This is a genomic window from Acinetobacter sp. CY17, assembly GCF_059515825.1.
This window is the reverse complement of the sequence record NZ_JCAKMX010000001.1, coordinates 134,704-147,189: the sequence shown is the minus strand read 5'-3', so window position 1 is coordinate 147,189 and position 12,486 is coordinate 134,704. Positions and strand designations below refer to the sequence as shown.

Annotated in this window: 14 protein-coding genes and 1 other RNA gene; 9 read left to right on the top strand and 6 right to left on the bottom strand. The window is 40.6% G+C overall.

What is annotated here, in order from left to right:
* Window positions 1-14 precede the first annotated feature (14 nt).
* From bamA to lpxA, 5 genes are read left to right on the top strand one after another with little or no spacing between them, the layout of a single operon-like run.
* Window positions 15-2,381: an outer membrane protein assembly factor BamA gene (gene bamA / locus AC5YCI_RS00810; protein ID WP_496129115.1), complete on the top strand. Its 2,367-nt coding sequence runs from the start codon at window positions 15-17 to the stop codon at window positions 2,379-2,381.
* Window positions 2,382-2,415: 34 nt separating this feature from the next.
* Window positions 2,416-2,901 carry an OmpH/Skp family outer membrane protein gene (locus AC5YCI_RS00805; protein WP_496129116.1) on the top strand — a complete coding sequence of 162 codons (486 nt, stop codon included), beginning with the start codon at window positions 2,416-2,418 and terminating at the stop codon, window positions 2,899-2,901.
* A 3-nt stretch (window positions 2,902-2,904) separates the two neighbouring features.
* Window positions 2,905-3,975 (top strand): UDP-3-O-(3-hydroxymyristoyl)glucosamine N-acyltransferase, encoded by a 1,071-nt coding sequence (gene lpxD, locus AC5YCI_RS00800; RefSeq protein WP_496129117.1) that lies wholly within the window; start codon window positions 2,905-2,907, stop codon window positions 3,973-3,975.
* 11 nt (window positions 3,976-3,986) lie between these two features.
* Complete coding sequence (gene fabZ / locus AC5YCI_RS00795; RefSeq protein ID WP_496129211.1) at window positions 3,987-4,472, top strand: 3-hydroxyacyl-ACP dehydratase FabZ; 486 nt, start codon at window positions 3,987-3,989, stop codon at window positions 4,470-4,472.
* Window positions 4,469-5,257, top strand: coding sequence for an acyl-ACP--UDP-N-acetylglucosamine O-acyltransferase (gene lpxA / locus AC5YCI_RS00790; protein ID WP_496129118.1), 789 nt, complete (start codon window positions 4,469-4,471; stop codon window positions 5,255-5,257). The genes fabZ and lpxA overlap by 4 nt, the downstream gene beginning before the upstream one ends.
* A gap of 37 nt (window positions 5,258-5,294) precedes the next feature.
* Here lpxA and AC5YCI_RS00785 read toward each other — a convergent pair whose 3' ends face one another.
* Window positions 5,295-6,122 carry a YbgF trimerization domain-containing protein gene (locus tag AC5YCI_RS00785; protein ID WP_496129119.1) on the bottom strand — a complete coding sequence of 276 codons (828 nt, stop codon included), beginning with the start codon at window positions 6,120-6,122 and terminating at the stop codon, window positions 5,295-5,297.
* 234 nt (window positions 6,123-6,356) lie between these two features.
* Between AC5YCI_RS00785 and ffs the strand changes: the two genes are divergently transcribed.
* An RNA gene (ffs, locus tag AC5YCI_RS00780) (signal recognition particle sRNA small type) lies at window positions 6,357-6,453 on the top strand.
* Between the two features lie 54 nt (window positions 6,454-6,507).
* On the opposite strand, the gene AC5YCI_RS00775 is transcribed toward ffs, so the two are convergent.
* The 4 genes from AC5YCI_RS00775 to AC5YCI_RS00760 form a co-directional block, all read right to left on the bottom strand.
* On the bottom strand, window positions 6,508-6,984 hold the full coding sequence (locus AC5YCI_RS00775; RefSeq protein ID WP_496129212.1) for a regulatory protein RecX: 477 nt from the start codon (window positions 6,982-6,984) through the stop codon (window positions 6,508-6,510).
* 158 nt (window positions 6,985-7,142) lie between these two features.
* A complete protein-coding gene (recA, locus tag AC5YCI_RS00770) occupies window positions 7,143-8,186 on the bottom strand; it encodes a recombinase RecA (protein WP_496129120.1) in 1,044 nt (347 codons plus the stop codon).
* Window positions 8,187-8,311: 125 nt separating this feature from the next.
* Window positions 8,312-8,752 (bottom strand): RNA-binding S4 domain-containing protein, encoded by a 441-nt coding sequence (locus AC5YCI_RS00765; RefSeq protein ID WP_496129121.1) that lies wholly within the window; start codon window positions 8,750-8,752, stop codon window positions 8,312-8,314.
* The gene (locus AC5YCI_RS00760) at window positions 8,745-9,419 is read right to left on the bottom strand and encodes an HAD-IA family hydrolase (RefSeq protein ID WP_496129122.1); all 675 of its coding nucleotides are present in this window, start codon (window positions 9,417-9,419) and stop codon (window positions 8,745-8,747) included. Before AC5YCI_RS00760 ends, AC5YCI_RS00765 begins: the two co-directional genes overlap by 8 nt.
* Before the next feature lie 238 nt (window positions 9,420-9,657).
* On the opposite strand from AC5YCI_RS00760, the gene AC5YCI_RS00755 reads away from it, so the two are divergent.
* Together AC5YCI_RS00755 and AC5YCI_RS00750 are read left to right on the top strand one after the other, a co-directional pair.
* Window positions 9,658-10,509, top strand: a complete 852-nt coding sequence (locus tag AC5YCI_RS00755; protein ID WP_496129123.1) for a 3'(2'),5'-bisphosphate nucleotidase CysQ family protein — start codon at window positions 9,658-9,660, stop codon at window positions 10,507-10,509.
* A gap of 53 nt (window positions 10,510-10,562) precedes the next feature.
* The gene (locus AC5YCI_RS00750) at window positions 10,563-11,294 is read left to right on the top strand and encodes a phosphoglycerate mutase family protein (protein WP_496129124.1); all 732 of its coding nucleotides are present in this window, start codon (window positions 10,563-10,565) and stop codon (window positions 11,292-11,294) included.
* A 39-nt stretch (window positions 11,295-11,333) separates the two neighbouring features.
* Here AC5YCI_RS00750 and rpsT read toward each other — a convergent pair whose 3' ends face one another.
* Window positions 11,334-11,600: a 30S ribosomal protein S20 gene (gene rpsT, locus AC5YCI_RS00745; protein WP_122897879.1), complete on the bottom strand. Its 267-nt coding sequence runs from the start codon at window positions 11,598-11,600 to the stop codon at window positions 11,334-11,336.
* Window positions 11,601-11,814: 214 nt separating this feature from the next.
* Between rpsT and AC5YCI_RS00740 the strand changes: the two genes are divergently transcribed.
* On the top strand, window positions 11,815-12,483 hold the full coding sequence (locus AC5YCI_RS00740) for an NAD-dependent epimerase/dehydratase family protein (protein WP_496129125.1): 669 nt from the start codon (window positions 11,815-11,817) through the stop codon (window positions 12,481-12,483).
* Window positions 12,484-12,486: the final 3 nt, after the last annotated feature.

Below are 12,486 nucleotides of genomic sequence, written 5' to 3'. Positions count from 1 at the left end.
CGGAAAAGACTGGCATGCAGCACAGATATTTATTTATGCCTTTGGCACTAGCTAGTGCTATGGCAGCAGTACCACAAGTATATGCAGCGGAAGCGTTTGTCGTACGTGACATTAAAGTAGATGGTCTCGTACGTTTAACCCCGGCGCAAGTATATAGCGCATTGCCAATTCAAGTGGGACAACGTGTTGACGATGCTGCAATTGCCGAAGCGATTCGTGCTTTATACGCAACAGAAAACTTTGATGATATTAAATCAGCCCATTTAGAAGATGTATTAGGCTTCCAAGTGGTGGAACGTCCATTAATTTCTAGTGTAGAACTCAAGGGCAATAAACTTATTCCTAAAGAAGCCTTAACTGAAGGCTTAAAGAAAATGGGCTTGGCAGAAGGTCAGGTTTTAAAAAAATCATTATTACAAACCGTTGAATCTGAGCTTGAACAGCAGTACATGCAGCAAGGTCGTTATGATGCTGATGTCAAAGTCATTACAACACCACAGTCGAATAACCGTGTTGCGGTGACTTTAGAATTTGTCGAAGGTAAAGCGGCTAAAGTTGTTGATATTAATTTAATTGGCAACACAGTCTTTAAAGACGATGAGATTAAACGTGCCTTTGCGGTTAAAGAAACGGGTTGGAATTCCATCCTGTCTAAAAATGACCGTTATGCGCGTGAAAAGATGGCGGCGAGTTTAGAAGCATTGCGTGCTTTATACTTAAACAAGGGTTATATTAACTTTGATATTACCAATTCAAGCTTAAATTTAAGTGAAGACAAAAAAAATGTCTTTATTGAAGTGGCAGTAAATGAAGGCGAACAATTTAAATTTGGTGAAAGCAAGTTCTTAGGTGATGCCTTATATGCACCAGAAGAATTAAAAGCCCTACAAGTTTATAAAGACGGTCAAACGTACTCGCAAGAAAAAGTCAATTCGGTTAAACAATTACTACAACGTAAGTATAGCAATGCGGGTTACTACTTTGCTGAAGTCAATGTGGTGCCACAAATTGACAACGACAGCAAAACTGTAGGATTAAACTACTACATTAATCCAGGTCAACAAGTCACGGTGCGTCGAATTAACTTTAGTGGCAATGTGAAAACTGCCGATGAAGTATTACGTCGTGAAATGCGTCAAATGGAAGGCGCGCTTGCTAGCACAGATAAAATTGATTTATCTAAAGTTCGTTTAGAACGTACCGGCTTCTTTAAAACCGTTGATATGAAGTTGGCACGTGTACCTAACGTACCGGATCAAGTTGATATCAATGTTAATGTCGAAGAACAGCATTCAGGTACAAGTACGCTTGCGGTAGGTTACTCACAAACCGGCGGTATTACCTTCCAAGCGGGTTTAAGTCAAACCAACTTCTTAGGTACCGGTAATAGTGTCGCGATGGATTTATCGCGCTCTGAAACCCAAGATTACTATAACCTAAGTGTGACTGACCCGTACTTCACCATCGATGGTGTGCGTCGTGGTTATAACATGTACTACCGTAAAACCAAGTTAGATGATGACTATAACGTTAACAACTATGTGACCGATAGTATTGGTGGTGGTTTAACCTTTGGTTACCCAATTGATGAAAACCAAAGTATTAGTTTTGGTCTAAATATTGACCAAACTGATATCTCAACTGGACCATACGCATCGACTTACATTAATGACTATTTAGAAGACCAAGGTACGGACAGCTTCTTAACCTATAACTTAAACTTAGGCTGGTCATACAATACTTTAAACCGTCCAATGTTCCCAACCAAAGGGACATTGCACCGTGTCAATGCGGAAGTGGCATTACCCGGTGGTGACGCTGAATATCAAAAAATTACCTATGAAGCACAAAGCTTCTTCCCACTTGGTAAAGACTTTGTACTACGTGGCTATGGTAAGTTAGGCTATGGTAATGATCTACCGTTTTATAAACACTTCTATGCGGGTGGTTATGGTTCGGTCCGTGGTTATGAAAACAGCACCTTAGGGCCTAAATATATTACCCAGTTTGATGCGGATAATAATTCAGAAAATCCATATTATGAAGAAGTGGGTGGTAATGCCTTGGTGCAATTTGGTACAGAACTGGTGTTGCCATTGCCATTTAAAGGTGATTGGACCAGTCAAGTACGTCCTGTCGTGTTTGCTGAAGGTGCTCAGGTCTTTGATACCACATGCGATGTGCCAAATGAAGCACGTGATCAACAGTCATGTAAAGATAACTATCAGTTTGACTTAAATGAAATGCGTTATTCGGTAGGTGTTGGCTTTACTTGGATTACCATGATTGGTCCATTATCCCTGAGTTACGCTTTCCCGCTCAATGATAAGCCAGGCGATGAAACCAAAAATATTCAATTTGAAATCGGTCGTACCTTCTAAGGTCGACCTTCAAAAAAATGCATAGGATAAAACAATGAAAAAATTAGTAATCGCAGCCATGGCAGCTTTAGCAGTCAACCTAACGCATGCAGCAGGCTATGGGGTGGTTGATCTTGAGCGTGTGGTGCAAAATAGCAGCTATTTGAAACAGCAAAATAGTAATTTGCAAACTACTATTAAGCCACAAACCACACAAATTGAACAGCTGCAAAAAGACTTGACTGCCATTCAGCAAAAAGGTCAAGCTGCTAAAACTCAAGCTGAGCGTGAGAAGTTGGCCAAAGATTTTGAAGCCAAAGCAGAGCAATTAGCAAAATTGCAACAGCAAGTTCAAACTACTGTGCAAAGCAGTATGCAAAACGTGAACAAAACCTTTGAAGGTCGTATTAAAGCCACTGCTGAACAATTGCGCCAAGAAAATAAGCTTGACTTGATTGTCAATAAAAATGCTGTGTTTGCTTATGACGTAAAAGCAGATTTAACTGATAAAATGATTCAAAAGGTTAATGCAATTAAATAACTTATGACTCATTCTTCATTTACCTTGCAAGATCTTGCTCGCCGTGTTCAAGGCGAGTGGATCGGGCAAGCAGATCTTCAATTGTCTAAACTTGCCAGTTTAGAACACGCACAAAAACAGCACATTGGTTTTGTGAATGGGGATAAATATGTAGCCCAAGCATTGGCTTCAAAAGCGGGTGCTTTAATTGTCACACAAGATTTATTGAAGCAATTACCTGCTGACGGTAATTATATTGTGGTGGCCAATCCCTATTTGGCATTTGCGATTTTAACTCACGTCTTCGAGCGTAAAGTCAGCAAACAGGGCATCGAAAGTACAGCACAAATTGATCCATCTGCCATTATTGCAGATACAGCTTATATTGGTCACTATGCGGTGATTGGTGAGAACTGTGTGGTTGGTGAGCATACTGTAATTCAATCACATGTCAAAATTGATGATTTTGTTGAAATTGGCAAAGATTGCTTTATTGATTCTCATGTGACCATTACTGGTGAGAGCCATTTAGGGGATCGTGTGCGCGTGCATGCCAATAGCGTGATTGGCAGTGAAGGTTTTGGCTTTGCCCCTTATCAAGGTAAATGGCATCGTATTGCACAATTAGGTTCGGTGCGTATTGGCAATGATGTGCGTATTGGCTCAAATACCAGTATTGACCGTGGTGCCTTGGATGACACAATTTTAGACAATGGTGTCATTATTGATAATCTTGTGCAAGTCGCACATAACGTCAAATTGGGTGCAGGCACAGCCATTGCTGCGAAAACAGCCATTGCGGGAAGTACTACAATTGGCAAAAACTGTATCATTGGTGGGGGATCTGCGATTTCAGGTCACTTAAATATCGCCGATAACGTGACTTTAACTGGAATGTCAATGGTGACAAATAATATTTCTGAAGCTGGAAAATACTCTTCAGGCATTGGATTATTTGAAAATCACAGATGGAAACGTACTGTGGTGCGCTTAAGACAATTAGCAGATGTGCCATTGACCCAAGTTGTGAAAAAAATTGATGATATACAGACTCAGATTGAGTCCCTTGAATCAACTTTAAAATTGCGTAAATAATTATGAACATGATGACAGAGTCAACTCCGCCAGCATTCACGAAACCAGAATTGCCAATGACAATTCAAACTATCCGTGAATATTTACCGCATCGCTATCCGTTTTTATTGGTGGATCGTGTGGTTGAAATTAATGATAACAGCATTGTTGGTTATAAGAATATCACCATTAATGAAGAGTTTTTCCAAGGACATTTTCCTGAATACCCAATTATGCCGGGCGTACTGATTGTAGAAGCTTTAGCGCAAATCTCGGGTATTTTGGGCTTCGTCATGAGCGGACAAAAGCCAACTGCAGATTCTTTATTCTTATTTGCAGGTGTAGATAAGGTAAGATTTAAGAAACAAGTGGTTGCAGGTGACCAACTTGTATTAAAATCTGAATTGTTAATGCACAAACGTGGAATCTACAAGTATGCTTGTACAGCCACGGTTGATGGCGTCGTTGCAACCACTGCGGAAATTACAGTTTCGCACCTAAAAGTCGAGCAGGCATGAGTAATACCGATTTAATCCATCCAACCGCCATTATTGATCCATCTGCTGTAATTGCAGCAGATGTGAGCATTGGTCCATACTGTGTTATTGGTCCCCATGTCACAATTGGGGCTGGGACAAAACTACATTCGCATGTGGTTGTCGGCGGTTATACCCGTATTGGTGAGCAGAATGAAATTTTTCAGTTTGCCAGCGTAGGTGAAGTTTGTCAGGATTTAAAATATCGTGGCGAAGAAACGTGGTTGGAAATCGGTGATCATAACAGTATCCGTGAACATTGCAGCTTGCATCGCGGTACAGTACAAGACCAAGGTTTAACCAAAATTGGTAGCCATAACTTATTGATGGTCAATACCCATATTGCCCATGACTGTATGGTCGGTGATCATAATATTATGGCCAACAACGTGGGTGTGGCCGGTCACGTGCATGTTGGTGACTATGTGATTTTGGGGGGGAACTCCGGAATTCATCAATTCTGTAAGGTCGGTTCTTACAGTATGGTGGGTGCAGCGTCTTTAATTGTGAAAGACGTGCCTGCTTATGTGATGGCTTCGGGTAACCCAGCACATGCTTTTGCTATGAATTTTGAAGGCATGCGTCGTAAAGGTTGGTCTAAAGAAGTGATCCAAGTGTTACGTGAAGCATTTAAACTGGTGTATAAATCTGGTTTAACCAAAGATCAGGCGGTCGAAAAAATTCGCGCTGATTTGCTACCACAATGTGCTGAGGTCGGTCTTTTTGTTGATTCAATTGAACAATCTGAGCGTGGTATCGTGCGTTAACCAAAATTGTGAAAAAAGACACCTTAGGGTGTCTTTTTTATTTTAAAAATCCAGCCTCTTCAGAATTTGGATAGTTCTTCTTAAGCATTGCTTCGTATTCACTCGCAAGCGTTGGATTGTTATCCACATTTTTGGCCATGCTATATAATCGATACAGAGCAGAGGCAGCTTTGGCTGAGTGAGGATATTGATGCACCACTTCAGCATAATTGGCTTGAGCACGTTTATAGTTAATGGGTTCGATGGCTAAATAAAACTCACCCATCCAAAAATAAGCATTACTCACATAAATACTATTGGGATGGTTTTTAATAAAATTGCGCATCGGTGCAATAGCTTTGGCGGCACCACCTTGTTTATAAACTTCTAAAGCAATGGTATACGCAGCACGATCTAATTCATTGTCATATTGTGCCGCAGTAACAACAGTTGGGGCAGCAGTCGGCTGAACTGGATCAGGGGCTTGAACCGTTATGCCACTGGGTACAGTATCTTGTTGATTATCCTCCGCTTGCGCTGGGCTCTCTTCAGTCTGTTCCGTATCAAGCTTTTGTTGTAGTAATTCTAAGCGCTGATCTAAATCGGTATAACGATTGTTCAACTCATGATTAAGCTTTTCGTTGGCATTTTCCAATTCTTCAATTTTGCCACGTAAATGACGTAATTCTGTTTCTAATTGTTGATTTTTTTGGATCAATTGCCAATTGAGATTGGTTGAAACCTGCTCTGCACCTGTACTGGCTGCAACAGGGGTCGAAACAGATGTGGCTTGAGTTAAACCACGTGATTCAATGGGAATATTAGCAAAACTGAGCGTTGTTGCGAACAAAGCACAGCCAAACAAAATGTGCTGATTGAGCATCATATTAAAAAATCCATATTTGTGATTATGGGCTTAAAACCTGAGTCCATTAAAAACACATGCCTATCGAAAAGCAAGTCTTAGATGCGGGCTAAAGTTGCTTTTATGTAGCAAAATGGCTTGGTATTTATAAAGTGTTCTTAATTTAATCAAACAGATAGCTTTATTGCTTTTTTTAGTGCTTAGGTCTTGCATGTGCTTCAAAAATCTCTATAATCGTTCTTGCAATGGTAGCCCTGCTGGTTACTTCGCAATTGTATCCTATGAACCCCGCCAGGACCGGAAGGTAGCAACGGTAATAGATATATGATGTGCCGAAGGCTTGCTGGTAGGGCTGCCACCAAATTCTTATAATAATAGCCAATATCTATTTTAAATGTCTCAAGTTTTATTCGTCTTCTTCTCGACGGCTAATTGCCTTAAAAATCGTATCTAAATCAAAACCACGATATTGCAAAAAGCGTATTTGTTTGGCTTTTAGCTTTGGATCTTTGCTGACCGCTACACCATATTTTTTGACTTTAAGTTGATAGGCTTGTTCTGCCCAATCTATCTCTTGCATTTCCTCCTGAATTAAATTGCTGTCAATTTTCTTATTTTTAAGTGCCAATTTAATGCGTGCCGGACCTTTGCCTTTACGTTGCTGGCTAGACAAAACAGTTTCTGCGACACGTTGATCACTTTGATAAAGTTGACTAGCGAGCTCTTCAACCAATGCCAGCACTTCATCACGATCCTCTGCATACAAGGCTAATTTTTCAATGAGCTCAGCTTTGGAATACTCTTTACGGGTCAGCACAGCAAACGCATAAGAACGTAAGCGTGAGCCTTTGAGTAAACCACGTTGTGATTTTTTTTCAGGCATGTCAAAACTTAAAGCTTCATAGCCTTGTACAGCATCATCAGTGCCGTATTCACGTTTTAATGCTTCATAATAAATAATTTTGCTAAATTTAGCATCACTCATGAAAATATCCTTAAAAAGACAAAAACGCCCCGTAGGGCGTTTTTATAAATATTGAGTTATTCTGCTGCTTCAAATTCAGCATCATCATCCTGATCATCGGCAGGCGCTTGATTGGTAGTAAGAAGTTGCTCACGAATCAAGCGTTCAATTTCTTCAGCCATCGCGGTATTTTCTTCTAACAAACGAATCACGTTGTTTTTACCTTGACCAATTTTGCTGCCTTGATAAGAGTACCAAGCACCTGCTTTTTGCACGATATCTTGTTGTACTGCAAGATCAACCAATTCACCTAAATGATTCACACCTTTACCATATAGGATTTGGAACAAGGCTTCACGGAAAGGCGGTGCCATTTTGTTCTTAACCACTTTAACTTTGGTTTCTGAACCAATAATCTCATCGCCTTCTTTGACCTGACCAATACGACGGATATCCAAACGCACAGAGGCATAGAATTTAAGGGCGTTACCACCTGTTGTGGTTTCTGGGCTACCAAACATCACACCAATTTTCATACGAATTTGGTTAATGAAGATCACCATACAGTTTGAACGCTTGGCATTACCTGTAATTTTACGTAAGGCTTGGCTCATCAAACGTGCTTGCAGACCCATATGTGAGTCACCCATTTCGCCTTCAATTTCGGCACGTGGGGTGAGGGCTGCGACTGAATCGACTACGATCATGTCAACTGCACCTGAGCGCACCAACATATCAGCAATTTCAAGGGCTTGTTCACCATGATCTGGTTGAGAAACCAAGAGATTGTCAATATCAACGCCTAATTTACGTGCATATTGTGGATCGAGTGCATGTTCGGCATCTATAAAGGCACAGGTGCCACCATTTTTTTGACACTGGGCAATGGCTTGTAAGGTCATTGTGGTTTTACCTGACGATTCAGGACCGTAAATCTCAATGATACGACCTTTAGGTAAACCACCAATGCCTAGTGCAATATCTAATGTTAATGAGCCTGTAGAGATGGCTTCAACGGCTTGTACCGTATTTTCGCCTAAGCGCATTACTGTGTTTTTACCAAATTGTTTTTCAATTTGGCTTAAAGCGGCATTTAAAGCTTTGCTTTTATTTTCATCCATCTTACAACCTCAAAACTGTAGATTCACGATTCACCCAAGTGGATGCCTATGGGTCAATAGTGACAGATTTTATTTTAATGTTCTAGTTTAATTGATGTAGGTGCGACATTCTATGACGCAGTGTATTAATCGTCTAAATACGACCAATGTTGCTCAAAGCCCGCATCATTATCATGTTTAAAACGTTGGATGTCACGACGATCTTTTTTGCTTGGACGATGATCCGGTCGTGCCAGATTATGCATTTTACGTTGGGTAGCAATCAATTCACGTTTAGCAATACTGACTTCAGTTTCTTCATACAGCAATTGTGCGACAGGTGCTGGGCCACGCACATCGGAGAGTGCCTTCACCAGCACGGTTTTTTTCTCAATGCCTTGTGCGATGGTAAGTTCCATACCAACACGTACTTCACGCGACACTTTAACACGCTCACCATTATGATGGACTTTACCGCCTTCAATGGCATTTTTAGCAATCGAGCGAGTTTTAAAAAAGCGTGCCGCCCACAGCCATTTATCAATACGCATGCCCACAGCATCTTCAGCTAAAGAAGATTTACGCATATTTTTTCTGTTCCTCAACCTGTTGCAACATGGGAATTAAATCGGTGAGATGCTCAAGCATTGGATAGTTGGCTTGAGTTTTCGCCTGTTTTGTAGATGAGGGCTGTGCAATGGTAATCAAGTTTTTGATGCCAAACTTTTTTGCGCCATTTAAGACTTTTTCTGTGTCATCAATAAAATAGCAATGTTTGCGATCAAATGGATAATGAGCGTGTAATTGTTGCCAAAATTCGACAAACTCTTTGGCATGACCTAAAGTTTCTGAGCTGACAATCACCTCAAAATACTGGGCTAAATCCATAGCTTTAAGTTTAAATTCAAGCCCTTTACAATCTGCATTGGTGGCCAGCCAACATGGATAACCTTGGGCTTTTAAAAATTCTAATAATTCAATACAACCATCACGTTTTGCTACTTTGTGCTGAAACTCAATTTGCATCGCCAATACGTCTACACCCACTTTACTGGTCCAAAATCGTGACGAATACCAGTTTAAAGTATGGTTGTGTTGTTGATAAAAGCCATACAGATGTTGTTTGCTGTGTTCAAGCGAACAGCCATGAGTTTGTGCATAGCGCTCAGGTAATAGCTCATTCCAAATAAAATCGTCATACGCTAAATCTAATAGCGTTCCGTCCATATCAAAAATGATCACCGGTTTTTGCATGACGCTTGCCTCATAGTCTACATAGGCCTCAAGCAACAAGAGGCTTAAAAAATCGAAAAATGAGTATACCTGATTTCGCTAAATGTGGTGTTGAGTCTCCAGCATTGTAGCGTGCTGTGCTTAAGATTTGTGATCAACCTTGCATTTCAAGCACAGGCCCATAACAAAAGCCCTTGAGTGAGGGAGGTGGTTTGGCATTACAATAGGGTTTTAAATTGTAAATAAAAAGAGATCGGCAATGTTTATCCGCACTCAAGCACCTAAAGATGCCTTAATAACAAAAATTTTGCCGCCGATGATGCATGCCTGCGAAATATTGCGTGAAGAATATCAACATTACTGTGCAGGTGGCAGCTTTGATGTGAATCAAAAAAGTGATGATTCACCAGTAACCCAAGCAGATTTTAGGGTCAATCAGTACTTAACTGAAGCTTTGCAAGCCGTTTCGGATTTACCTTTGCTTTCTGAAGAAGGTGACAAAACTGGCCGTGAAACTTGGAAAGAATTTTGGTTATTAGACCCTTTAGATGGCACTAAAGAGTTTTTACATCAGCGCCCGCAATTTACCATTAACTTAAGCTTAATTGAGGGGCATGAGACTGTTTTTGCAATGTTGGCTGTACCAGAAGACTATACGGTTTATATTTGCCCATTACAGGGCTTACCACTTAAATATGACGCTAAGATTGATGCATGGTTGCAATATCAAGCGCCTGCAGTCAATCAAGCCATTCAGGTGGGTTTAAGTCAAAGTAGCCAGCAAAAAGCGCAGTATGTAGAGTATCTTGCCGCTTTAGCGCAAATTACCCCGTATTCGATTTTTAAGTCAGGCAGTGCTTATAAATTTTGTATGATGCTTGAAGATAAAGTGGATATTTATCCACGTTTTCACCCAACGTGTGAGTGGGATACCAGTGCTGGACAATGTTTAATTGAACGTATTGGCGGTGGCTTAATCGATTTTCAAGGACGCCCATTTGTGTATAACCAGCGTCAAAGTTTACTCAATGATGGATTTTTGGCCTATCGTAGCCCCGAAATGAAACAACTTGCCTTACAAGCACTTGGACGAATGTCGAACAAGCATTGAGCTAGAAAATGAACATGTTATAGTGAAGTCTATCTTTTCATTGTGACAGTACTATGGCACTCGATTTGCTTCCTAGCAGCATGTTACATGCACTGGATCTACTCCCAGATCCTAAGACGCCTGTCACGCTGTTTACGCGGCATTCCTTGCGTGAAGACGTGAAGGGGCAAGGCTTAGCAGGTTATGACCTACAACTTACCAGACAAGGGCGTGAATTGGCTGAGGCGTGGGGTGAATATTTAATTGCCAAGAGTGGTCGCCAAATTCAGCATTGTATTTCAAGCCCCATTCAGCGTTGTGTTGATACAGCTGCCTTAATGATTCAAGGTGCTGATACTGTAGATACCGTCAATACGCATCATATTGAAATTGTAGAGCAAGGCTTATTGGTTGAACCGGGCAGTTTTGTCTTAGATATAAAAAAAGCAGGGCCATATTTTAAACGCCAAGGTGCTTTAGGATTCATCAATAGCTTTGTCAATAATGCCTTACCTGGCATGAAACACCCGATTAGCGGTGTGGTTGATGTACTAGAATTGATTTATAACACTCATCCGCGCAATAGCTATGGTTTGAGTTTGGCAGTGAGCCATGACACCATTATTGCCGCAATTTTAGCCATTATTTCTGAACGCAATGAAGTAACGGTAGAAGATTGGCCACAGATGATGGAGGGGTTATTTGTCTGGTTTGAAGGGGGTGAGTTTTTAGAGTGTCAATTAAAATGGATTTGGCGTGGTCAATTACATTGTCTTGATATTGCGAAATTTAATGCTGCACAATAAAAAAAAGCCCTATAAAAGGGCTTTTTTTTAATGCATAAATTAGTTAGCTAATGCTTTAACTTGTGCATTTAAACGGCTCTTATGACGAGCAGCTTTGTTTTTATGGATGATGCCTTTGTCAGCCATGCGATCGATTACTGGAACCGCAGTTTTGTAAGCTTCTGAAGCAACAGCATAATCGCCAGCAGCAATAGCAGCTACTGTACGTTTAAGATAAGTACGAACCATAGAACGTAAGCTTGCGTTGTGTTTGCGTGCTTTAACGTTTTGACGAGCACGTTTTTTAGCTTGAGCAGAGTTTGCCACTCGTGCACTCCTTGAAATAGATTAGTCTGGGCGGGCTGCAACTCAACTGAAAACCAACATCAGAAGAACTATACCCAGCCCGTAAACAAGTGCCATATTTTGATTTAACATTGCTGTTAAGTCAAGCCTTGACACGCCGTGATGCCATTTTAGCCGTATAAAAAACTTAAAGAAAACCTAAGATTACTCAGATTAAGTGGAGATTGTACAAAAAATGATTAATTCGATCAAAAAAGTCTTGGTGGTTGGCGCCACTGGACTGGTGGGCAAGGCCTTGGTTTTACAACTGAATGCACTAGATTGCTGTGAAGAAATCACACTGATTGTACGCCGTGAAAATAAAGTATTTTTACAGCAAAAAAAAATTCAACAAATTGTGTTAGATGACTTTTTATTGCTCAATTCTGAGCAGCTAAGTGGCTATAGTCATGTATTTAGCTGTTTGGGTACCACAATAAAGCAAGCAGGTTCTAAACGCGCCTTTTACAATGTGGACTACAAAATCAATGCGCATATTGCCCATTTACTCTTAAATACAAAGACACATTTTCTGCTACTGAGTAGTATGAATGCCAGTGCAAAATCGTTATTTTTCTATGCAAAAGTCAAGGGTCAGCTTGAAGATAAGCTAAAAAGTTTAAATTTATACCGTTTGTCGATTATTCAGCCGTCTTTGTTAATTGGAGAACGTGAAGAGAGGCGAATTTTAGAGGATTTGGGACAAAAGCTGTATCAGAAAGTTGCCCATCATCTGCCTAAAAACTTGAAGTACCGCCCCGTCACTGCCCAACAAGTGGCTCATACTATGGTCGATGCTGCGCAAAATCAGGATAAAACGTGTGAAATTTATGCTAATTTGCGTATACAACAATATGAAACATAATAG